The sequence below is a fragment of the Paenibacillus sp. FSL R10-2748 genome, assembly GCF_038005565.1.
Classification (GTDB): Bacteria; Bacillota; Bacilli; order Paenibacillales; family Paenibacillaceae; genus Paenibacillus; species Paenibacillus polymyxa_B.
Genome location: NZ_JBBOTK010000005.1, coordinates 44,971 through 68,610 on the forward strand (window position 1 = coordinate 44,971; position 23,640 = coordinate 68,610).

Sequence of the window (23,640 nt, forward strand, 5' to 3'; positions counted from 1 at the left end):
TGTTTTGTTGAGCCTGTGCTTCCTTTTTTTCTTATCGGTGACTAGCCCCCGATTTTGTAACCGGAAGTCAAAGCAATTATGACAGAAGCTACGATAATAGCATTGATAATCACACGGGAGTATTTCAAGTTTTTCATAGGGTTCCCTCCCTTCCTTGGAATAAGGTGTGCACTAGGCGTGGCGGGGATTGGTTTCTTGCTGCTTATCCTTAGTTCTCTTCACGACCATAATGCTTTGGATAAACAGGAACATCCCGAAATTCATGACAACATCTCCAATACTAATTACCTGCGTGCGGGGATAGGGCTTGGAGAGAGGAATAATGTCACCAAGCAATGATAGACGCGTGCTCGCATCCATCATGTAATGTTTCGAGATGACACTTCCGGATTTAAGCATATCTGTATAATAGGGACCCAGCACCTCCGAAGCGCTCAACGAGACCGGCATCCTGCCGCCATTCACCGCCATAACGATAAAATTCATCAATACGCCGATTATAATAAGCTTGAATCCCTTATGATGTCTGTTCAACCAGAGAAATATCAATCCAACCACGTAGACTCCCATAAATAGATACCCGTTAATGGCTGCCAGCCAAGCCCACTTTTCCTGGAAATAAAAAATAATGAATTGTACCAGCAGCAGCACGGGGAACATCCAGCCGGCTATAAGGCGAATTTGACTGAAACGGATCAGACCTTGCCGCCAGCCTCCTCTGAACAGACCTACAATGAGACCTAGTAGCACTCCATCATAGACCATTATCATTCTCCAGATTCCACAAATTTTTTGTTTTGGTTACCGTATAATTCGACCTGAAATTGGTAAATTCCTGCCTGATATATAGCAGTTTTGAAAAAAAATTGCGGATTAGCGTGTAATTATTCGAAGCCAGACGAAATGAGTGATATCATGATACATTGAAGTAATTATTTATATTTTTTTGAAAAGGATGATTATTATTATGAACCGGTTATCCAATACTGTTATGGTTGCCGCAGATATGACCAAATCGCGAATATTATGGATCGCCTTTGTCCTGGGTGCATTGAGTGCTTTCGGGCCGTTGTCCATAGATATGTATTTGCCGTCGCTGCCTACATTAGCCGACAATTTGCATACGACCACTTCGCTGGCGCAGCTTAGTTTAACCGCCTGTCTGTTGGGACTGGCCGTTGGCCAGATCGTTGCTGGTCCGCTTAGCGACGTAAGGGGTCGCAGAGGACCGCTGGTGATCTCGCTCATTCTGTACGCTGCTGCTTCGCTGTTCTGTGTGTTTGCGCCGAATATCGGTATGCTCATTGTGCTTCGCTTTATTCAAGGGCTTACGGGGTCGGCGGGGATCGTGATTTCCAGAGCTGTAGCCCGTGATCTATATTCGGGCAAAGAGTTGACACGTTTTTTCTCACTACTTATGCTGGTGAACGGCGTGGCACCCATCGCTGCACCAGTACTGGGCGGTGTCATTTTGAACTTTGTTTCCTGGCGTGGTGTATTCATGGTGCTTTGTGTAGTCGGCGTGGCTATGCTGATTGCCGTCGTATTGGGTTTGCCAGAAACGTTGCCAACTAACCGCCGCTCATCCGGTGGCTTGAAGCAGACGCTAGGAACACTCGGTCACTTGTTTGCCGATCGACGCTTTATGGGCTATGCCTTCTCACAGGCGCTGATTACAGGAGCGATGTTCGCGTATATCGCTGGCTCACCATTCGTGCTTCAGGATATTTTCGGGGTTTCTCCTCAGACGTATAGCATCATTTTTGCAGTGAATGGTTTGGGGATTGTACTGTTTTCGCAGTTGACGGGTAGACTCGTGGGTCGCTTCAGCGAACGACAGTTACTCTTGTCGGGTCTGGTAATTGCGGCTGTAGCCGGAATTAGCTTGCTTACTGTAGCCTTTACCGGAGGCCAATTGTTTGCTGTTTTAGTTCCTCTGTTTTTTGTCGTTTCCTGCGTAGGGATTGTGAGTACAACGACGACTTCATTGGCAATGCAGAGTCAGCAGCGCTCCGCAGGCAGTGCGTCCGCCATGCTTGGTTTGTTGCCTCTATTACTTGGCTCCATCGCTTCACCGCTAGTAGGCTTGGGGAGTGGAACAACCCCCGTACCGATGGCGGTCGTTATAGCTATAGCCGAGGTTGGAGCGCTATTAAGCTTTGTCGTACTTGCTAAGGAAGCACGCGCGAAGGCTTAAAATAGGGCGAAAAAGTGACATTTTTCTAGAATGTTGACATACCCCATGGGGGTATATTATGATAAGGATATAACAAATGCATAAATGCATATATACACCACACAGGAGGCTGATGTATGGCTGAGGAGCAACCTGTTTCCCACACTGAAGTCCATGAGAATCACTGTGGAACAGACGGGGAAAAGACAGTTAGAAAAAGTCATCATTCGGCAGAGTTCAAGAACAGCCTCGTATCCCGGTTGAACCGTATTGAAGGTCAGGTTCGCGGAATTAAGGGTTTGATTGAGAAGGATACCTACTGTGACGATGTACTGAACCAGATTGCGGCTGTCCAGTCCGCGCTGAATGGTGTCGGCAAGCTGCTGCTGGAAGGGCATATGAAAAGCTGTGTCATTGAGCGCATGCAGGCAGGAGAGCAGGAAGTGATTGACGAGCTGCTGGTTACGGTCAAGAAGCTAATCCGCTAAAAGTAATACCCATACACATAATCGGGTGCATAAAGTACCCCCTGAGGAGGAAAAGAAAATGGCACAAGTTACATTGAACGTAGAAGGCATGAGCTGCAATCATTGCGTGAAAGCAGTAGAAGGGGCTTTGGAGAAAGTTGGCGCTACCGGCAAGGTCAGCCTCGAAACGAAACAAGTGAATGTAGAGTATGACGAGTCCAAGCTGAACGTTGAAGCTCTGAAAACAGCCATTGAAGACCAAGGCTATGACGTTGTTTAAGCTGAAGATGCTTTATGTGTGACAGACTTGTTTCGAAGGAGAAGCTTCCATATTAGAAGCTTTTTCTTTTTGGATATGATATACCCCACTGGGGTATAGGAGGAGGGTTATCATGGAAAACCGTGCGACCGACGGTGACAAGCAGACAACGCTTCATATTACGGGGATGTCCTGTGCCGCTTGCGCAAGCCGTATTGAGAAAGGTTTAAATCGAATAGATGGTGTGGCACAGGCTAATGTGAATTTGGCTTTGGAGCAGGCGTCGATATCCTATGATCCCAAGCAGGTGGAGATCCCTGAGTTTCGCGATAAAATTGCTTCTCTTGGGTTTGGAACTGTAAGTGAAGAAGCCAATCTGAATGTGACGGGCATGACTTGCGCGGCCTGTGCAACCCGGATTGAAAAGGGATTGAATCGGATGCCTGGTGTAACAGGTGCCACGGTAAATTTGGCGATGGAAACAGCTCATGTGGAATATGCAGCGGGGAGTATTGCGGTTGGTGATCTGGTGAGCAAGATTGAACAGCTAGGCTACGGAGCGATTCCGCAGAGCGCTGAGGACAATATTGCGGATGTGCGCAGTAAGGATATCCATCGTAAAAAATGGAAGTGGATTGTGTCTGCAGTGCTGTCATTTCCGTTGTTGTGGGCAATGGTGGCTCATTTTTCCTTTACATCATGGATTTATGTGCCAGAACTGTTCTTGAATCCATGGTTCCAACTAGTGCTGACAACGCCGATTCAGTTCGTCATTGGTTGGCAGTTTTATGTGGGCGCGTACAAAGCGCTTCGTAACGGCAGTTCGAATATGGATGTGTTAGTTGCACTGGGTACATCTGCGGCTTATTTTTACAGCTTGTACCTTACTCTGCGTCCGTCTGATGTCATGGAGGGAATGGCGGGAATGCCTGTCATGACCATGCCAGAGCTGTATTACGAGACAAGCGCGGTGCTAATTACGCTTATTTTGGTTGGTAAATGGTTCGAAGCGGTAGCCAAAGGGCGTTCGTCCGAGGCGATCAAGAGCCTGATGAGTCTACAGGCAACGACGGCACGTGTAGTACGTGATGAACAAGAGCTTGATATACCAATCGAACAGGTACGTGTGAAGGATATCTTTATTGTACGACCTGGCGAGAAAATTCCTGTCGATGGTGTGGTCGTGGACGGACGTTCGGCAGTGGACGAATCTATGTTAAGTGGTGAGAGTCTTCCGGTTGAAAAAGAAGCAGGTTCCGCAGTTACAGGGGCGACGCTCAATAAAAACGGGGTACTACGTATCCAGGCTGAGCGTGTGGGTGGTGATACGGCGTTGGCCCGTATTATTAAGGTCGTGGAAGATGCGCAAAACTCCAAGGCTCCGATTCAGCGGATTGCGGATCAGATTTCCGGTATTTTTGTCCCCATTGTTGTTGTTATCGCTGTGTTGGCCTTTATCGTCTGGTTTTTCCTTGTGACGCCGACTGATTTTGCAGGCTCACTGGAGAAAATGATTGCAGTTCTCGTCATTGCTTGCCCTTGTGCGCTCGGATTGGCTACTCCAACGTCCATTATGGCAGGATCGGGACGTGCCGCTGAATACGGTATTCTGTTCAAGGGCGGCGAGCATTTGGAGATGACCCGTTCAGTCAACGCAGTGGTATTGGATAAGACAGGTACAGTTACGAATGGCAAGCCAGAGCTGACGGATGTTATGGTTGGAGCAAGCGGCTTGGCTGAAAAGGATTTGCTGCGTTTGCTCGGTGCGGCAGAAAAAAGCTCGGAGCATCCGCTGGCGGAAGCCATTGTAAAGGGGATTGCAGATCGAGGCATTGAGCTAGTAGGACCGACAGATTTTGAAAATATTCCGGGTTATGGTGTGAAGGCGCATGTGGAAGGTAAGCAGGTATTGGCGGGTACACGCCGATTGATGAGCAGGGAAGGCATCGCGATAGATGACTCAGCTGAGCAGCATATGAATGAGCTGGAAAGCGCAGGGAAAACCGCGATGCTTGTTGCTGTGGATGGTGCCTATGCTGGATTGGTGGCCGTGGCGGATACGATTAAAGAAACGTCACGGGAGGCAGTTACCCGTCTGCGCGCGATGAACATTGAAGTGATCATGATTACGGGTGACAATGAACGGACTGCGCGGGCTGTTGCCGCCGAGGCTGGAATTGAACGAGTGCTGGCGGAGGTGCTGCCTGAAGGAAAGGCTGAAGAAGTGAAACGGCTTCAGGAGCAGGGCATGATCGTAGCTATGGTTGGGGATGGTATTAACGATGCGCCTGCGCTGGCTACTGCTAATATTGGGATGGCGATGGGCACGGGAACGGATGTGGCCATGGAGGCGGCGGATATTACCCTCATGCGTGGCAACCTGAACAGCATTCCTGATGCGATCGAAATGAGCCGCCGGACCATGACAAACATACGGCAAAATCTGTTTTGGGCGCTCGGTTATAACGTGATCGGTATTCCGATTGCCGCTTTGGGCTTCCTTGCCCCATGGTTGGCGGGAGCAGCCATGGCATTTAGCTCTGTTTCGGTCGTGCTGAATGCACTGCGTCTCCAACGGGTGAAGCTGTAAATGTATGGATGTATTAGCAGGATAGCGTACTGTCGGACATCTGTTGCGAGATAAAGTTATTATCAGAGTATAGAGCAAGTACGCACAATTGGTTTTCTGCGTGCTTGCTTTTTGTTGCGTTTGTTTTTTTAAACCATTCAACTTTCATCACGTCAGGTTGCTTATCATTCGCGAAAGTTCCATAATATTTGTAGGAGTGCCAAGCAAGCATGCAAGAACTTCTTCGTATACTCACAGCTTGAAGTAGATAAAGAGCTTATATTATGGATTAGGAGTGAAGCAGTCATGAATGATACGATTTCCTTGTTGATGAACCACCGGTCTGTGCGAAAATTCAAGTCAGACCCCATTACCGACGAGCAGCTCGCAGCTATTGTGGCAGCTGGCCAAATGGCTTCCTCGTCCAGTAATGTGCAGGCATATACCGTTATTGCCGTTACCGAGCCTTCTTTAAAAACAAAACTGGCCGAGTTGGCAGGAGGACAGGCTTACGTTGAGCAATGCCCCGCGTTTCTGGTATGGTGCGCAGATCTGTACCGTCTGAAGCAGGTCACACTACACCATCAGCCAGGTCAGCCTTCCTATGAAGGTTCCGTTGAAAATTATACGGTTGCGACCATTGATGCCGCGTTAGCCGCACAAAATGCAGCGGTAGCCGCTGAATCACTGGGCCTGGGCATCGTCTACATCGGCGGCATTCGTACTAAAATAGCAGAGGTATCTGAGTTGTTAGGGTTGCCAGAGCTGGTGTATCCAGTGTTCGGTATGTGTATTGGTGTACCGGATCAGGAAACGGGCTTGCGTCCACGTCTTCCACTGTCCGGTGTTTTGCATATGAACGGTTACGACAAAAATCAGACGATGAAAGCTGTAGAGGTATACGATCACAAATCAGCGGAATATTTGAAGGAACGTACAGGCGGTCAACGCTCTACGCCATGGTCTGAGCAAATGGCTGCGAGACTGACCGAGCCAGCGCGCTTGCAGTTGAAGCCATTTTTGGAACAGAAGGGTTTCTTGAAGCAATAAAAGCTGAGTGGCGACAAAAAACTCTGCAAAATACAAGTAGTATTTGAGCTATATACGTTTGAAAATACAAGAACCTCCTTATTTACGCATGATGAAGTCCCGCGTAAATAAGGAGGTTCTTTGCTTTGGCTGCATGTTGTGGTTGTAAACCTTCCAGTCAGTAAATAGCTGGTATGCCTTTATCAATCAGATAGTGAGTAAAAGCGTCTCGTATTTTCATAAAATAATTGACGGACGGCAGATTCATCTTGATGGGTCAGCTTGCTGTACGCACGAATGACGTCGGCAGTCATCCGGGGATGTGTCTCTTGTCCAGTAAAAGGTCCCTCGAACGGCCAAGGACCATCTGTCTCTGCCATGATCTGATCAGACGGATACTGTCTTGCCAAACTGCGGATCTCTTCTTCGTACAGGAGATCCGGTGTGAAGGAGACATAATAGCCGTTCCGGGCCATACGTTCGGTCGTGGCGGCAGAGCCCTTGAACCAGTGAAAATGCGCCTGTGTGACGCCATGACGTTCCAAAAGGTCACAGGCGATGTCTGCGTCCTCATAAACGGCGTGCAGGACAATGGGCTTGTTATGCTTGCTTGCAAACTGGATAAAGCGCTCCAATAGCACTATGTAGGGAGCGAGGTCAAAAGGTGAACCGCTCTGTGAGGCTTCCAGCCGATTGTAATAGGGCAAGCCGACTTCACCCACGGCGACCATCTGCTGTACATGTTCGTCCATCCAGTTGAACAAGAGTTCAAGCTCAGCTTGCGGTGGAAGAGCCTGTTCGGGATGAAAGCCAAAGGCTGGTCGTACCAGCCCGGGGTAACGCTTGGCTAACTGCAGATTGGCTCGGCTGGAGCCCAGATGCATCGACACGGCTATCACGGCTTGGACGCTGCTATTGGCAAGTGAAGCGAGCAATAATTCCTGTTGTTCGGGCGGGTAGCTGTCTACATGAATATGCGCGTCGATCAATGGAGCGGGTCCAATTGCGGTCAAATCCAAGCCTGGCTTTGTTTGGCTGTTCCATTTCAATGCACATCGAACTTTTACGTCACTCATGTCGATTCAATCCATCTTCCGGGATATTCTTGTGGACGCTCTGAGCATTGTCCATGTCGCCGTCCAGTTTATGTTTTTCCTCGCGCATCCAGCTGGTCATGGTCCGCTTCCATTCAATAAAGAGCGGATCGAGGGTGATTTCTTCCCTACGCGGGCGGGGAAAAGGGACATCTACGACATGCACCACTGAAGCAGGTCGCGCCGACAGCACATAGATGCGGTCGGAGAGCAGCAACGCTTCTTCAATGCTGTGGGTAATAAACAGCACAGAACGGCGGTTCTTTTCCCACATCCGTAATAACCATTGCTGCATGTCTGCACGTGTCAGCGCATCGAGTGCGCTGAACGGCTCATCCAGCAGCATTAATTCCTGTGGGCTGAGCAGTGCGCGAAGAAAGGCTGCGCGCTGTTGCATTCCACCAGACAGCGTATGTGGATACGCCTTGGCGAATTTACCAAGTCCAACCTGTTCGAGCCATTGCAAGGCTTCTTTGCGACGCTCGCGTTCACTGGCGTACTGAGGGGGTACTGCTGTATTTTTACGTGGAGCATTTTCCTGCCCAAGCAGTACGTTGTCCAGCGTGGTACGCCACGGGAAAAGGGCGGGCTGCTGCGGCATATAGCTGATATGCCCACGTTCACCAGTCATGTCCCGTCCGTGCATACGGATACGTCCCTGCTGTGGTTTGAGTAGCCCGCCGATGATGTGAAACAGCGTGCTTTTGCCGCTGCCTGACGGACCAATGAGGGAAACGAATTCTCCTGGCTTGACTGTGAGGGATACATCCTGCAGTACGGGCAGTAGGCTTCGCTTTTCGCGGAAGGCGAGGCTGATCCCGTCCAATTCCAAAGCAGGAGGAGCGGTTGAAGGACTCTGCTGTTCCCCGGTTCGTTGTTCATTAGCCACGTTGTATGATGATAAGTCAGTCGGATGCAGACTCATACGCGCCACGTCCTTTCTTTGCTGTATGTAATTCAAGGAGGAAGCTACTCTCGATCGGGTTTCCAGCGAACCAGCCATTTCTCCAGTAGTAAAATAACCACAAACATGAGTAAGCTGAGTGCAACAATAATGCCGATGGCGGCAAAAATGAGGTCCGTGCGATAGGCCGATTTTTGCAGCAGCATATAATATCCAATTCCTTCACTAGCTCCGATCCATTCCGCAATGATCGCACCCATCACACTATAGGTAGCAGCAATTTTAACGCCAGAAAAGACTTGCGGCAGGGAATGTGGCAGCTCCAGCTTCATAAAAATAGCCATGCGGCTTGCACCCGACATCCGCATATAGTTCATCATCGTACGGTCTGTTCGAGTCAGCCCGTCCATGGCAGCTACAGCCACAGGAAAAAAGCATACTAGGGTAATGACCATCAGCTTGGGCAGCACCCCAAAACCAAACCACACCATGAGCAGCGGTCCCAGGGCGATGATTGGAATGTTTTGGCTCAGGATAAGCAGCGGATACAGGGCGGATTTGAGAAAAGGAATCGTATGAAGAACGATGGCGATCAACAGTCCCGTTGCTGTCCCTATCGCGAATCCCGCAAGTGTCAGACGAATCGTAGCCCATGTATGGGCACCAAGCAGCGCTGTCTGGGCTATGCCCTCTTGTACGATGAGGGATGGAGCAGGCAGCAGCCAGGATTCAACATGCAAATAGGAAACCGCCCCCTGCCAGGCCGCTAAAAAGAAGAGGACCGCCACAAAGGGCGGCCATACGCTTTTCCACCAGGATGCGTTCTTGCCTTTCGGATTCATGGGCGATATTTCTCGGTCAGCTTGTTCATGCTGATGCCTTGTGGGTTATGTGCGATTTTGATCTGTGAAATGACGCTGGGACTGCCCGCTTCCGTCAAAGCTTCGTGCATTTCTTTAACCACTTTCAGCAACTCGTCGAGCTCGCCCTCCATGGTCGTATCCAATGGATTCACCTGATGTTTGACACCGGAGCGCTGAATGACCTCAATCGCCTTATCTACATACGGGTAAGAGTCCTCGTTATTAGGAGTTTTAGGGATTACTTGAATACTGAGCAGTGTGTTAGCCATGCAAATTCACCTGTCCTTTATTTGGAGTGTTATTAAAAAAATATGGTGGTTTAAGGCGGGGAGACCGCTTCGCGGTTCATTTGATCTTACGATCGCTTCGCTTCTCCAGATTCAAATGAACCACTACGCTGCCAACCGCCTTAAAAGCACCCTATTTTTAAAGCTGGTTTGTGTGGCATTTTTAACACACAAGCGCACCTACTTAGCGCTTAGATAATATGAAAAGCTAAAGAATAAACCAAGTAGAACGAGAACGAAGTGGGCGGAATGGTGCTGTACAAGCGTTAGCGTTCGCCTTTGTACCCAGATTTCAACCTCTGGATATTCATAAAAGAAATCTGGGTACAGCAGCGATGGGAAGCACCATCCGACTGCGTAGTGGCGCTTTGTTCACTTCTCTAGATCAGTCTTATTTAGCGTTTTAACAAATGATCAACGCTTGGGCAGGAAACCGTTTGTGAAGGCTTTATCGACTTCCAAAGGCTTGCTGAGCAGCTTGCGTTCGTACATCCAGTCCGAATAGTTTTGCCATACCTCCGCTTTTTGCACACCCCATTGCGCGGCATCGTCCTGATAACGCGGGCTTAGCCATTTTTGGCTGGCAAGTACCAGTTTTTTATCCAGCTCCGGTACAGCTTTGCTTAAGATGTCTGCGGCTTCTTCCGGATGAGCGATAGTGTATTCATAGCCTTGTGCGGTAGCGTCCATGAACGCTTTGACCAGCTCGGGATCATTTTTTATTGTCTGTTCGTTGCTCACAATTACAGGTGTATAGTAATCGAGGCTTTTGGAATAATCTTTTACATACAGCATATCCAATGGCTCACCTCGAAGCTGGGCCTCGATTCCGGTCCATGCGTAGAAAATCCAGGCAAAGTCGATATCCCGCTTCACGGCTGTAAAATAGTCTGCATTGCCCATGTTGATGATCTTCACTTTGCTCACATCGCCTTTGTCTGAATCCATGATGGATTTCATGACCGCTTCTTCTACGGGAGAGCCCCAACCGCCGTATTTTTTACCTTCAAAATCTTTCGGGCTCTTAATTCCACGATCTACCGGGGCTGCGAAGCCTGAGGTATTATGCTGAATCACCGCAGCGATGGATACAAGCGGCACGCCTTGCGTACGAGCCTGTGTGACGCCTTCTTGGTAGCTGATACCAAAAGGTGCAGCATTAGAAGCAACCATTTGATCAGCTCCGCCTGAACCAGGTTGAACAATTTGGACATTCAAACCCGCTTTTTCGTAAAATCCTTTGTCCTTAGCGACATAGAGTCCCGTATGATTCGTATTGGGTGTCCAGTCGAGCACGACTTTAACATCTTTGAGCCCCTTTGCCGGAGTAGACGTTTGAGTGTCGGTAGCGGGAGCCGCTTCTTGGGATGTGGGGGGACTTCCACCGCAAGCGGTCAGGGTCAGGGCCATGAGCCACAGACTGATCAGTCCCAGGCTTAATATTTTCATGCGCTTCATCGTTGTGTTCTCTCCTTTAATTACCCGTTATCCGTCCAATCAGACAGCTTAAGTTACCCATTTTCTAAAAATAACATCTGCCGGATGCGATCTTTCCAACAACTTAATCTTCAACAAAAAAAGCGCCCCGAGTTTCCGGGACGCTTGCGCTTGTATATACCAAAGTAAGGGATGGTCCTATGTAAAAAAGGCACATCTTGCTTAAGCATTCCTACGCTGGCATTACCCAGATCAGGTTGTAAGGGTCAGTGTCTTGGGACACACTCTCAGCCGGCCGATTCCAGCACCCCTGGCATTGTATGGTTTAATGGGTTCATTTATTCGGGTTTACTACGACGATTATATGCCTTGAATGCGGGTCTGTCCAGCATGAAGGGAGAGGTGACGGTTCATTTGCCGAACGACAGGGTACACTTTTACTGTGAGCTTTGATCTGAAAATGAGCATGAATCAATTCGATTCGATCCGGTCATGTTATTTTCAGAACAGCTACGCAAGTAGGTTCAGATGGGCTGGTGCCCAATGGCGTGGCCGTAGAGAATTCTAATTCGTGAAAAGGAGTTGTTGTACTGTGGGTAAAACGGAAACATTGGATCGCAACCAACTGGAACAAGCCATTGTGAAGGCTTTGGATAACAACAAATTTTGCTCGTTAGGTACGGTAGAGGGTGGCAAACCGAAAGTACGCTATATGGCCCTTTTTAACGATGGAATGAACATTCATCTGGCGACAGATCGCAAAACGCATAAAGTAGAGGAGCTAAAGGACAATCCGAATGCTTATCTGCTGCTGGGTTATGAAGTTGGCGGTACGAAGGAAGTCGTAGAAGTGGAGGCTACCGTCCAGATCACAGCTGATGAGGGGCTGCGCAAACAAGTGTGGAACGATTCCTTGAAGGAATGGTTTTCCGGACCGGATGATCCCGATTATGTCATTCTGGACGTGAATCCGACACGCATTGAGTATGTGGGTCAGCAATCTGAGCGCCAGGTTTGGAAGAAGTAATACGAATATAAATGGATAAGCCGGTGAATCTCCGAGTTTTTTAGGAGGTTTGCTGGCTTTTTATTTTTTGAGAAAATTAATTATTTTTTCATAAATAATTTAAGTAAATGACTACTCTTTTATCTGGCGTTGGATTAAAATAGAAATGGTGGGTTCATGGCTTACATATATGTGCAAAAGTATGTATATGAGGCATACACCTTAATGAGGAGGGGTATATTTTGTTATTTCGTAAAAATTGGTTTAAAGGGTTTACAGCAGCAGTTGTGGCTTGTAGCATGCTGGTGTTTTCGGCCGCTCCATCCTGGGCAGCTAGCGATTCTCGCGATAGCGCTACGGTGAATTTGCGGATCATGGAAACAACGGATATTCATGCGTCGCTGATGAACTATGATTACTATTCAGACAAAGAAACCAACGAATATGGCTTGATTAGCACAGCTGGTTTGATCCAACAGGCGCGTAGTGAAACAAGAAACAGCATGCTGTTCGATAACGGTGATTTGTTACAGGGCAATCCATTAGGCGATTATATGGCCAGAAACAAAACCTATGAAAAAGAAGGCGGTGTCCATCCAGTCTACAAGATGATGAACTTGATGGGCTATGATGCGGCGACAGTGGGTAACCACGAATTCAACTACGGTCTCGATTTTCTGGAGAAATCGCTCAAGGGAGCCGATTTTCCTTACGTAAATGCGAATGTTTATGTTGACAAGGGGGGGCAAGCTACTAAAAATTATTTTACCCCTTATCGAATTCTTGATAAAACGGTAACGGACGAGAAGGGCCAAGAGCACATCCTTAGAGTGGGCGTCATCGGTTTGGTCACACCACAAATTATGCAGTGGGATGAAGCCAATTTGAAGGATAAAGTCGTTACGAAGGATATTGTGGAAACGGCGAAAAAGTTTATTCCTCAAATGAAGACGGAAGGTGCTGACATTATTGTCGTGCTTGCGCACACAGGTTATGAGGATGTGCCGCAAACGCCAATGATGGAGAATGCCGTTAAATATTTAAGCCAGGTGGACGGAATTAACGCTATTCTGTTTGGGCATGCTCATAAATCTTTCCCCGGCCCTGATTTTAAAGAAATGAAGGGTGTAGATCTAGATAAAGGAACCATTAACGGCGTACCGGCTGTGGAAGCTTCCTCATGGGGCAAGGATCTGGGTATTATTGACCTGAGCCTGGAAAAGAGAAACCGCGAGTGGAACGTAACTAACTCTCAGTCTGAAGTACGTCCGGTTGTGAGTACCACTAACCAGGCTGTGCAGTTTACTCCTGACTACAAACTGACAGATTCGATCAAGGAAGAGCATCAAGGAACGCTGGATTATGTTCGCCAACCTGTTGGAACAACGACTGCACCGATTAACAGTTATTTTGCATTAGTGCAGGATGACCCTTCCATTCAAATTGTGACGAATGCACAGAAATGGTATGTTCAAAACCATCTTAAAGGGACCGAATACGAAAATCTTCCCGTATTGTCGGCAGGCGCTCCATTCAAGGCCGGTGGTCGAAACGGAGCCGAGTATTACACCAACATTCCTGAAGGTACGATAGCGATTAAAAACGTGTCCGACCTGTATGTGTATCCGAACACGGTTCATGCTGTAGAAGTGACCGGTGCTGAAATTCAGGAATGGCTGGAGTGGTCTGCAGGTCAGTTCAACCGCATTGATCCAAAGCAAACTGAGGAGCAATCGCTGATCAACAAAGATTTCCCAACCTACAATTTTGATGTCATTGACGGTGTGAATTACCAGATTGATGTAACTCAGCCTGCACGATATGATGCCAAGGGAACTATTATTGATTCTTCAGCTCATCGTATCAAGGATCTGCAATACAATGGGAAGGCTATTGATCCTGCGCAGAAATTTATCGTAGCTACCAATAACTATCGTGCTTCCTCATCCAAACTGGCTAACCCAGATGGCAAACGAATTGTGATGGCAGCACCGGATGAAAGTCGCCAGGTCATTATTGACTATATCCGTACGAACGGAACGATTAATCCATCGGCGGACGGCAATTGGTCTATTGCTCCTTTTGGTCAGGCAAAGGTTACTTTCGAGTCCTCTCCTGATGCCAAAGACGTGCTGGCAGGAAATCAACAAATTTCATACTTGAGCAGCGCGGCAGACGGCTTTGCCAAATACAGCTTAAAAGCTGGCGCTAAGCCTAGTGCAGCAACCACTCCTGTAAAGGAAGCTGTGGCTCCCGCGAAAGCAACAGCAAAACCAGCTGTTAAAACGACCAAACCTGCAGCTGTTAAACCAGCTAAAACAACGAAGCCGAAGGCGTCCAAATAACTTCGGATTTTAGTTTCCACTCAATATCAGAATGAAGCAGCAAGTCTCTTTAACCAAGAGATTTGCTGCTTTTTTTGATGCCAAAAACAACAGCCCCGAATTTATCATGATTGCAAAAAGTTTTCTGATTTTTGTCGAATATGTACTTAAGTCCTAAGTTGTCGTTAAGAATAAGCTACTTTTTTGTAAAAACACGTAATTATATAGTGCTTTTGTTCTAGTTATTTGTGATATAATGGTGAAAAAACCGGAAAATTGTTCCGAGGAGGACCATTATGACATGCAGCAATTGCAGCATCATATTACCTATTAAGGATCAAGGATTGCTCAGAATTAGGCATTCCAGGGTGTCGCTTACTCCAGCATTAGATGGTTTGGGTATGCTATCGGAACAACTGAAGCAGGAACATGGGCGTGAGGGCAGCATAGAGTTTCGCTTTGACAGCCGTTCAGAGCTGGAACAGCTGGTTAACGGACTGGCTCGTCTGCCGCAGGAATACCTGAACCATATGCAAGTTGTGGTAACGGGCTTGCATTATATCGAAGGATATGAGGACTGGCTTCTATTTAGTCAATTGCAAGCCAGACTGCAACATCCAGATATCGTGAGTATTATTAAGGATCAAAGTTTTTCCAGCCATATGCAGCCTATTGTTGACCACAAGCTGGATATTATCGGGTTTGAGTTTTTGCTGCGTCCGTCACATGCAGAGAGACCTTTTCAGCCTTTCCGGCTGTTTGAAATCGCCCGTGAAGCTGGCTTGCATGCTCATCTGGATCGCTCGGCTCGTATTTCCGCTATTGAAAAAAGTGCAACATGCCTTCCGGCGGGAATTAAACGTTTTATTAACTTTCTCCCTTCCACCATTTATAATCCGGCTTATTGCTTGAATCACACCTTTGAGACGATTGATCGGTTATCCATGAGTACGAAGGATTTTGTATTTGAGGTCGTAGAAACGGAAGAGATAGACGACCTTAATTTTTTGCATCATATCTTTGATCAATATCGCAATCGAGGAGTTTCGGTAGCCCTGGACGATGTGGGGGCAGGTTATTCTACGACAGAGCTTATGAATTGCCTTCAGCCGGATTATGTTAAAATTGACCGCAGTATAATTGACGGCTGTCATAGTAACAGTGATCAGAAGCGGCAAATTACAGGGATTGTAGAATCGGCTTTTCGTTTTGGAGGCCAAGTGTTGGCTGAAGGCGTAGAGCAGATGGAGGATTTTGAATTTTGTCGTGAAGCAGGTGTGTCACTGGCTCAGGGTTATTTGTTTGGCAAGCCGGAGCCTGGTCCGCCCTCCAATTTTATGCTTAGTAGCGTAATATAGTCAGGAACAAATTTAAGTAGACGTAGTTTATAAAAATTGGAGCTTAAATAAGGCTGTGGCATAAGCAAATTCCAATTCTATTGGACAGCGCTTTATCACCATTAATGTAAAAAACGCGAGTTGCAGAGGTTATTTCACCCCTGCAACTCGCGTTTTTTGGTCTGCTTGCCCACCTGAGTAAGTTCTGGACAAGCGAAGCCACTTAGTCTCCAATTTTACTTGGTAAGGAACGTTAAAAGCCCGGAGGCAGTTTACGACCGTTTTTATTTTTAAAGTAAAGATTGACGTCTTGAAGACAATTGGATACAGTGTATTGTATAAGAAACAGTGTTTCTTTCGTAATACACCGTATCCATACTAGGTAAAAAGTTTAACATTACAGGGAGGACAACCAAAATGAAAGCAGTGCAACTGAAAGACGGTTTTGGCTTTGAAGAGTTAACCTTGACGGAACTTGACATACCGGTGCCGGGACGGCTGGAAGTTCTGATCCGCATAAGGGCAGCGTCCCTGAATTACCGGGATTTGGTGATTATCAACGGGCTAATGCCGATCGGCATTCAATTTCCCTTCATTCCGTTATCCGATGGAGCGGGTGAAATTGTAGCTGTGGGCGAAGGGGTGACAAAATTTCAGATTGGACAAAGGGTAGCGGCAAATTTACAACAGAAATTCATTGGCGGGAGCACGAGAGCGGAGGTCTTAAAGGACAGTCTGGGAGGCCCGCTCAGTGGAGTGGCGTCTGAATATATCGTTCTGCATGAAGATGGGGTCGTCGCCATTCCGGATCACCTTTCTTGGGAGGAGGCTTCCACCTTGCCGATTGCAGCATTAACCGCATGGAGCATGCTGATGGAATCCGGTGGGCTGCGAGCGGGGGATACGGTGCTCTTGCAAGGAACAGGCGGTGTTTCCATCTTTGGGCTTCAATTCTCTCTGATGGCGGGAGCAAGGGTAATTATCACATCGAGCAGCAATGACAAGCTGGAACGGGCAAAGGATCTCGGCGCATGGCAGACAATCAACTATTCGGAAGTTCCCGAGTGGGATAAGGTGGTTCTGGAGCTGACAGACGGCGGAGTCGACCATGTCCTGGATGTAGGGGGAGCGGCAACAATGGCGCAATCCATCAATGCACTTCGTACCGGAGGGACTGTGAACATGGTCGGCTTCTTATCGGGCTTGACTATTCCTGAGTTTGATGTCACCAGCATTTTGCAGAAGGCTGCGACGATTCGCGGCAGCCAAGTCGGTAACCGGGAACATTTCGAAAACATGAATCGTGCCATTTCCCGCCATCGTTTACATCCTGTCATTGACCGGGTATTCCCGCTCAGCCGAATCGGCGAAGCCTTCGCACTTTTGGCTGAAGGAAAACAGTATTTCGGTAAAATCGTCGTTCAAATATAAATGAGCATTTTGCATAAATCCCAAGAGCGATTTCAAATCAGCAATATATAGATCGAAACGGTTTAGTTCGTCTATATAGTGTACTTTCGAGCGTTGGGAATCGAATTATGCAAAATGCTGAAATATTATTCACATCACATAGGAGGCACTCTAATGCCCAGTAAACCCGATTTATCTGTCAAAGATTCTCAAGGAAGAAAGACTAAGAAACCGCGTAAATGGGTACGCAGAACCGGATTATCGCTGTTGGCGGTAATCCTTCTGGGAATGGTTATTTTTATGCTCATCCCTTCCCCTGTCCAGCCTGCAAAATGGCTTGCATCTTCGCCCCCCTCTTTTGAACAAGCGGGTCCATGGCAACAAAACAACAAACTCAGCTCCGCAGAGCTTGTTACAATTGCCCCTAAGTTTCCGGAATTTATCACCTTTGACAAGGAAGGAAATTTATATACGGGAGACTCCGACGGGAAAATTTATAAGGTTGCCTTTGATACAAAGGGCAATCCGCAAAAGGCCCAGCTATATGCAGATACCAAAGGAACGCCCAATGGACTTATGTTTGACGCAAGTGGAAATCTGATCGTTACGGATGTTAAGAAGGGGCTGCTGTCGGTAGATCCTTCCGGAAACGTGACGGTGTTGGCCAATCAAGTCGACGGCACACCGATCTATTTGGCCAACGAGCTGGATATTGCCAAAGATGGTACCATTTATTTTTCTGACACCTCCAATTATGGCAGTGTAGTCTTCAAAGAAATCGCCGAGAACAAGCCACATGGACGTTTGCTGAAATATGATCCGGCGACCAAGCAGACGACAGTTCTGTTGGAAGGCCTTTATTTTGCGAACGGGGTTGCCTTGTCTGCGGACGAAGATTTTGTGCTTGTGGCAGAGTCGTATCACTACCAATTGACCCGATATTGGCTCAAAGGGCCGAAGAAGGGAACTTCGGATATTTTTGCGGATAATCTCGCCGGTTTTCCGGATAACATTACGCGTGATGATCAAGGCCATTTCTGGGTCGGTCTCTTCACAACACGTATTCCCTTTGTAGATCAGATGCATGGAAGCCCGTGGCTGGCTGGAATGATGGCCAAATTGCCTCAATCGCTGCTCAGCGGTGCAAGCGCACCTGTGAAGCATGGGCTTGCTATAGAGCTTAATCCGCAGGGTAAACTCATCGGAAGCTGGCATGATCCTGAAGGCTCGCTTTATGGGGTAACCACGGCTGTAAACCATGACGGATATTTATATATAGGTACAGCTCCTGGAGGCAGCCAGGGTGTTCATCGTGTGCTTTTAACCAAATAAGCTTGGGGAGGGTATAATATGATATTGGATGAATTGAGATTATCCTGGAAAGCGAAGGAAAGCCTGGCCGGGAAAGTAGCTTTGGTAACAGGCGCAAGCAGCGGCATTGGGGCATCAATTGCAAAAAAACTGGCAAAGCGAGGCGCGTATGTAGCTGTATTGGCACGCCGTCAGGAGCGATTGGATGAATTGGTTCGCGACTTGAACCAAGAGGAGTTGTACGAGGTCATGGCAATACCTGCCGATATCCAAAAAGCTGAAGACGTACAGCAGGCGGTCCACGCCATTCTTGAACGCTGGGGGCGGCTTGACATTATCGTTGCCAATGCCGGCTTCGGGTATCGAAGCCCGCTGGCAGAAGTGGAACTGGAAAGATGGGAGGAGCTTTACAAGACGAATGTGCACGGTCTTGTCCTGACACTGAAGTACGGACTTCAGCCAATGAGGGAACAGGCCAAGGGGGATGTTGTCATTATCTCCTCTATTGCAGCGAAGGAAGTGGTTGCCGGAGGAGGACTATACAGCGCTACCAAGTACGGCGTTAGTGCCATAGCCTCTGCATTGCGTTTGGAGACCAGTACGCAAGGAATTCGTGTAACTGCGATTCACCCCGGGGCGGTGGCGACGGAATTTTCGCAGGTGGCCGGATATCCCGAGCAGGAAATTCGGGCGTTTGCTTCGAGCGTTTTGCCGCTGCATCCCGATGATGTTGCAGAAGCTGCCCTTTATGCACTAGAGCAGCCGGAGCATGTCAATATTCCAGAGTTGACCATTATGCCTTCGAGGCAGGTCCAGCGGTTCAAATAGAGCGATATTTATTCTGACACAAACCGGGTAACCGGGTATGGTCATCGCCGATGCCGGGTATGGCGGCGAAGAGGACTACGTGCCTTCGTTTGACCATAACCTGCTCAAATGGGTGAGCATGAACCAAAAAGCGCGAGCTACAGGGGGATAATAACCCTTGCACTCGCACTTTTTTTATACTAATGACGAAGCGTGACTGTCCAATAAAGTTTAAAACCAGCTTTGGGACAGCTCCATTTACTATAGAGCAGACCATATTCTGTGAAAATTTTGGCTCCACGTTCGCTCATTCAGTCATCGTGAGCACAGCTATAGTGTAATGACGTATAGCCCCAAGGGTGTGGTTGCGCTCCCTGCAACCATGAAGCTGAGATCATAGCTAGATCTGCCGGGAGGGACGCTGATATCAGCCAATCGGCATACCTTGGTATTATCTCGTAGCAGAGGGATACCATATACACGATCATCCACACGCACAGACCCGGCGAACGCGCCCCCACGTGGATTGGCATGAATTCGTACGATACGTACCTCGTCACTGTCATTAACGATGGGAATCGTCGCGTTGTATATGGTTCCGAATTGTCCGCGATTATCTAGCGCAGGCCCCAGCTCGCTGCGTGCCCCGGTAAACAGCAGATCGGCAGGAGTCTCGCCGTTCAGCTTTTTGGTGGCACACGCCCGGTAGTTGGCGCTTTGCCCGACCACGTACTCTGGCATCCGCGAATTCGTTTCGGAAAAGGACCACACCCCTCGTGGATGCGCCTGTGGTGGAGGTACGGGAGGAAGCGCATCCATATGAATCTGGCGCAGATCCGTCTGCGTATCCTTGCTGATCACGGTGCGAATCACATAATCCAGCGTACCGTGGCCTTCAGCAAATTCTACTGTGAGGTCATAGATGAATCCGGCCAGTGATCCTTCGGGCAGCTCAAATTCCTCCAGCAGGGCGGTGCCTTTGCCGAATTTATGACGGTCTGCTGGCTTCAGACGTTCCATCGTACCCGCCAAACAGCTTTTGGCAATAGACTGCCCGACATCTATAATCCAGTTGCCATCCTCAGGCACAATCTTAAGGGCACGTTCAATATGACGTACTTCTAGTTTAGCAGCGCTTCTGTTCTCTACGGTGATGCCCAGTTTAACAGCGCTGCCGATTTTGTTATAATGCCAGCCGAAAATGCGATGCTTGACAGTTCGGGTTGTCGTGCGAACCACATCATGCCACAGGGTGGCTTGCTCGGTAGGTACCGTCACGTGGGTAAGCGTCTCCGGGTTATCGCTAAGCATCAGGCGGCGTGTTCCCCCCTCAGTGGCTGACTCCACGTCCACATGGATGTTGGGCGGGATCACAGCAGTTTCCACAATCAGATCCTTTGGCTCCTTGGGGCGATGGTTCATGTAAATTCCTCCTTTTATTTAAAAGTGGCACTGCTTTGAGTACATGTATATGGGTAGTTCATAAATATAGGTAACGCCAGGTCCACTTTTACAACCTGTTTTGCAAAATATTTTTTAAAAATAAATCTCCGTAGGTTATAGCGGCTCTGCTAATGCGTCGAAGCAAGCTTACAAGACTCTTGTTCCCCTACACCAACGATTCGCAGACAGGTATTGCGTGTATGTTAAGAGCATAAGCTATTGGATGTACAGAGAAGCTACAGGAGGGAAACATGCCTAGAAAAATATGGTGGAAGGAAGCCGTTGTATATCAGATTTACCCGATCAGTTTTCAGGATTCTGACGGAGACGGTAAAGGAGACTTGCGAGGCATTTTGTCCAGGCTGGATTATTTGTGTGAGCTGGGTATTGATGTAATCTGGATTTGTCCGGTATATAAATCGCCTAATCACGATAACGGATATGATATTAGCGATTATTATGCCATTATGGATGAGTTTGGAACAATGGAGGATTTTGACGAACTGCTTCACCAGGCGCATGAACGAGGCATCAAAATCATGATGGATTTGGTATTAAACCATACATCGGATGAGCATCCGTGGTTTACGGAGTCACGCTCGTCCAAGGATAATCCGAAGCGGGACTACTACATATGGCGAACAGGCAAAAATGGCGGATATCCGAACAACTGGGAATCGTATTTTTCCGGTTCAGTGTGGAAATATGACAAGCTTACAGACGAATATTACATGCATCTATATTCCGAGCATCAGCCAGATCTGAACTGGGAAAATGAAGAGATGGTGAGCGAACTCTACCGCATGGTGGAATGGTGGCTGAAAAAGGGAGTCGATGGCTTCCGTTTTGACGCCATTGCCCATATTGTCAAAGCGGAGGGACTGCCGGATGCCGATAATCCTGACAAACGAACCTTGGTACGTGCCTATCAGCTCTTTTCCAATCTGGAACAGGTACATGTGCTTCTACGGATGCTGAATGAAAAATTACTGGAGCGTTATCCCTTAATGACAGTTGGCGAAACGTCTGGTTTAGGACCGGAACAGGCGCTTGATTATGTGGGGGACCAGCGGCATGAGCTGAATATGGTTTTCCAGTTTGAACACATGTTTATTGATGCACAAGGGCTAGGGACGGAAAAATGGAAACCCAAGCCGTGGACACTGGTGGAGCTGAAAAAAATAATGAGCAGCTGGCAGACAGTGCTTCATGAGGAAGGATGGAATGCCAATTATCTGAACAATCATGATCAGCCGCGGGCCCTCTCGCGATTTGCTAATGATGGACAATATCGCGTAGAGTCAGCCAAAATGCTGGCAACCTTCACACATATGTTAGAGGGTACGCCTTATATTTATCAAGGTGAGGAAATTGGCATGACGAATATCGCATTCCCGTCAATTGATGATTACCGGGATGTGGAAACATTGAATTATTATGAGCAGCAACGGAAGATCGGTGAGTCTGAGGAACAGATTATGGCGGAGATCTGGCGGAAAAGTCGGGATAATGCGCGTACTCCCATGCAATGGAATGCTGGCCCTTCAGCCGGATTTACCGATGGAGAGCCGTGGATGAAGATTAATGATAACTACACGCACATTAATGCAGAGGCAGAAAGAAATAATCCGGACTCGATTTTCCACTATTATCGCAAGTTGATTGCTCTGCGCAAACAACATGAGGTCATAGTCTATGGCGAATACAAGCTGCTGTTGCCGCTAGATACGGAGCTGTATGTATTCACTCGTTTGCTGGGAGAAGAGCGTTTGCTGGTCATTTTGAATTTCTTTGATCGTGATCCGGTGTACCACTGGCCCGAGGAGGACTTTCCTGTTGCTAAAGCGAAGTTGCTGCTGTCCAACTACGAGCCGGTACAAGGGGAACAACTGCACGCCTTGAAGCTGCGCCCATATGAAGCCCGAGTGTATAAGCTAAGCGTGCAATAGGCGTTGCTATCTGTAGAATGGTAAAAGGAAGGGAAGGTTCATAGAGAGACCTTCCCTTTCTTGGCGTTTGGCTAAATGGTAACTGTTTCAGCCAACTCACGTATTTTGGCGATAATCAGGTCTTCTTGATTTTCCCCCTCATTAGGGATCGATTCAGTCGCGAAGGCAGCCAGTTCAGCATGTTGATGAATCATGACAGCATGGTGTGCCTCCCTGAACATCGGTATATCATTCGCATCATTGCCGAAGGCGATAAATTGACGGGGCTGCACACCAAGCTTCTGAAGTGCGTTCCATTTATGGATATTTTGCGGGCTGATGTCCAGCACTTGTTCATTACGGTGTTGATGGATGACCACGCCGAGCGGCGAAAGCTTGGCGGCCAGCTCATCCATATCGTCAGCAGTTAAAATGAGCATTTTTACGATGGATTTCAGGGAAGCCAAAGGCAGCTTTTGCGCCAACTTGCTGATATCCACATTGTTGAGTATAGGATGATCAGCTGCACCCGTATATGCATAATCCCACTCGCTGTCAATCAGGTAGGTGGTTTGGTGTTCCTCCAGTAGTGCGAGCAAGGCATTCTTCACATCTGGTAAAAAGGATTCCACGTGAGTTATACTGCCTTGTTGGGAGATCATAGAGCCGTTGCCACCAATCAGAGCATAGGTGTGAAAGCGTTTAGGAAGTACGGGTAACATGTCGCGAATCGGCCGTGCCGAGGCAAAAATGACTTCATGTCCCGATCGGGACAATTGTTCCAGACAGCTTGCGATCTTATCCGACACACACTGACCCTTAAAGCAAATCGTTCCATCCAGATCAAATACAAAATGCATGATATACCTCCAAAAAATAGTGCTTTCCAATTCATTTCTTACAGTCATTATATCCATTACCTTCCTTGGTCGTAAACTAAAAAGCCCGATTCACACTGGCTGCCATGGGCAGGTGTAGATCGGGCTCAT

Annotated in this window: 20 protein-coding genes and 1 riboswitch; of the genes, 12 read left to right on the forward strand and 8 right to left on the reverse strand. The window is 47.9% G+C overall.

The features are described from left to right. Positions 1-171 precede the first annotated feature (171 nt). Positions 172-765, reverse strand: coding sequence for a DUF5317 domain-containing protein (locus NSS66_RS16305; protein ID WP_025723384.1), 594 nt, complete (start codon positions 763-765; stop codon positions 172-174). A gap of 202 nt (positions 766-967) precedes the next feature. Here NSS66_RS16305 and NSS66_RS16310 point away from each other — a divergent pair, with 202 nt between their 5' ends. The 5 genes from NSS66_RS16310 (at position 968) to nfsA (ending at position 6,521) form a co-directional block, all read left to right on the forward strand. Next, on the forward strand, positions 968-2,197 hold the full coding sequence (locus NSS66_RS16310) for a multidrug effflux MFS transporter (RefSeq protein WP_338533151.1): 1,230 nt from the start codon (positions 968-970) through the stop codon (positions 2,195-2,197). 116 nt (positions 2,198-2,313) lie between these two features. After that, positions 2,314-2,664 carry a metal-sensitive transcriptional regulator gene (locus NSS66_RS16315; RefSeq protein ID WP_013308456.1) on the forward strand — a complete coding sequence of 117 codons (351 nt, stop codon included), beginning with the start codon at positions 2,314-2,316 and terminating at the stop codon, positions 2,662-2,664. Positions 2,665-2,722: 58 nt separating this feature from the next. Beyond that, on the forward strand, positions 2,723-2,923 hold the full coding sequence (locus NSS66_RS16320; protein WP_013308457.1) for a copper ion binding protein: 201 nt from the start codon (positions 2,723-2,725) through the stop codon (positions 2,921-2,923). Between the two features lie 112 nt (positions 2,924-3,035). After that, positions 3,036-5,492: a heavy metal translocating P-type ATPase gene (locus tag NSS66_RS16325; protein WP_340959384.1), complete on the forward strand. Its 2,457-nt coding sequence runs from the start codon at positions 3,036-3,038 to the stop codon at positions 5,490-5,492. Positions 5,493-5,777: 285 nt separating this feature from the next. Next, a complete protein-coding gene (gene nfsA, locus NSS66_RS16330) occupies positions 5,778-6,521 on the forward strand; it encodes an oxygen-insensitive NADPH nitroreductase (protein WP_279835085.1) in 744 nt (247 codons plus the stop codon). 182 nt (positions 6,522-6,703) lie between these two features. Here the strand turns inward: nfsA and NSS66_RS16335 are convergent, their stop codons facing one another. From NSS66_RS16335 to NSS66_RS16355, 5 genes are all read right to left on the reverse strand, one after another. Next, a complete protein-coding gene (locus NSS66_RS16335; RefSeq protein WP_071559428.1) occupies positions 6,704-7,576 on the reverse strand; it encodes a TatD family hydrolase in 873 nt (290 codons plus the stop codon). Continuing rightward, positions 7,569-8,519 (reverse strand): ABC transporter ATP-binding protein, encoded by a 951-nt coding sequence (locus NSS66_RS16340; RefSeq protein ID WP_053326524.1) that lies wholly within the window; start codon positions 8,517-8,519, stop codon positions 7,569-7,571. The genes NSS66_RS16335 and NSS66_RS16340 overlap by 8 nt, the downstream gene beginning before the upstream one ends. Before the next feature lie 44 nt (positions 8,520-8,563). Continuing rightward, positions 8,564-9,340, reverse strand: coding sequence for an ABC transporter permease (locus tag NSS66_RS16345; RefSeq protein WP_023986702.1), 777 nt, complete (start codon positions 9,338-9,340; stop codon positions 8,564-8,566). Beyond that, entirely contained in the window at positions 9,337-9,630 is a 294-nt protein-coding gene (locus tag NSS66_RS16350) for an MTH1187 family thiamine-binding protein (RefSeq protein ID WP_016818835.1), read from the reverse strand. Before NSS66_RS16350 ends, NSS66_RS16345 begins: the two co-directional genes overlap by 4 nt. A 432-nt stretch (positions 9,631-10,062) precedes the next feature. Next, on the reverse strand, positions 10,063-11,106 hold the full coding sequence (locus tag NSS66_RS16355) for an ABC transporter substrate-binding protein (RefSeq protein ID WP_071559426.1): 1,044 nt from the start codon (positions 11,104-11,106) through the stop codon (positions 10,063-10,065). Between the two features lie 191 nt (positions 11,107-11,297). Next, a riboswitch (TPP riboswitch) is annotated at positions 11,298-11,407 on the reverse strand. 270 nt (positions 11,408-11,677) lie between these two features. Between NSS66_RS16355 and NSS66_RS16360 the strand changes: the two genes are divergently transcribed. From NSS66_RS16360 to NSS66_RS16385, 6 genes are all read left to right on the forward strand, one after another. Then, the gene (locus NSS66_RS16360; protein ID WP_071559425.1) at positions 11,678-12,112 is read left to right on the forward strand and encodes a pyridoxamine 5'-phosphate oxidase family protein; all 435 of its coding nucleotides are present in this window, start codon (positions 11,678-11,680) and stop codon (positions 12,110-12,112) included. Positions 12,113-12,333: 221 nt separating this feature from the next. Beyond that, on the forward strand, positions 12,334-14,436 hold the full coding sequence (locus NSS66_RS16365) for a bifunctional 2',3'-cyclic-nucleotide 2'-phosphodiesterase/3'-nucleotidase (RefSeq protein ID WP_071559424.1): 2,103 nt from the start codon (positions 12,334-12,336) through the stop codon (positions 14,434-14,436). 275 nt (positions 14,437-14,711) lie between these two features. Then, positions 14,712-15,773, forward strand: coding sequence for an EAL domain-containing protein (locus NSS66_RS16370; protein ID WP_071559423.1), 1,062 nt, complete (start codon positions 14,712-14,714; stop codon positions 15,771-15,773). Positions 15,774-16,169: 396 nt separating this feature from the next. Then, positions 16,170-17,183 (forward strand): zinc-dependent alcohol dehydrogenase family protein, encoded by a 1,014-nt coding sequence (locus tag NSS66_RS16375; RefSeq protein WP_071559422.1) that lies wholly within the window; start codon positions 16,170-16,172, stop codon positions 17,181-17,183. Between the two features lie 153 nt (positions 17,184-17,336). Beyond that, positions 17,337-18,494, forward strand: coding sequence for an SMP-30/gluconolactonase/LRE family protein (locus tag NSS66_RS16380; RefSeq protein ID WP_340959388.1), 1,158 nt, complete (start codon positions 17,337-17,339; stop codon positions 18,492-18,494). 18 nt (positions 18,495-18,512) lie between these two features. Then, a complete protein-coding gene (locus NSS66_RS16385) occupies positions 18,513-19,301 on the forward strand; it encodes an SDR family oxidoreductase (protein WP_071559420.1) in 789 nt (262 codons plus the stop codon). A 309-nt stretch (positions 19,302-19,610) separates the two neighbouring features. On the opposite strand, the gene NSS66_RS16390 is transcribed toward NSS66_RS16385, so the two are convergent. Further along, complete coding sequence (locus NSS66_RS16390; protein WP_340959390.1) at positions 19,611-20,702, reverse strand: hypothetical protein; 1,092 nt, start codon at positions 20,700-20,702, stop codon at positions 19,611-19,613. Positions 20,703-20,974: 272 nt separating this feature from the next. Between NSS66_RS16390 and NSS66_RS16395 the strand changes: the two genes are divergently transcribed. Next, entirely contained in the window at positions 20,975-22,672 is a 1,698-nt protein-coding gene (locus NSS66_RS16395) for a glycoside hydrolase family 13 protein (RefSeq protein ID WP_340959392.1), read from the forward strand. Positions 22,673-22,743: 71 nt separating this feature from the next. Here the strand turns inward: NSS66_RS16395 and NSS66_RS16400 are convergent, their stop codons facing one another. Then, positions 22,744-23,511 carry an HAD-IIB family hydrolase gene (locus tag NSS66_RS16400; protein ID WP_053324493.1) on the reverse strand — a complete coding sequence of 256 codons (768 nt, stop codon included), beginning with the start codon at positions 23,509-23,511 and terminating at the stop codon, positions 22,744-22,746. Between the last annotated feature and the right edge of the window lie 129 nt (positions 23,512-23,640).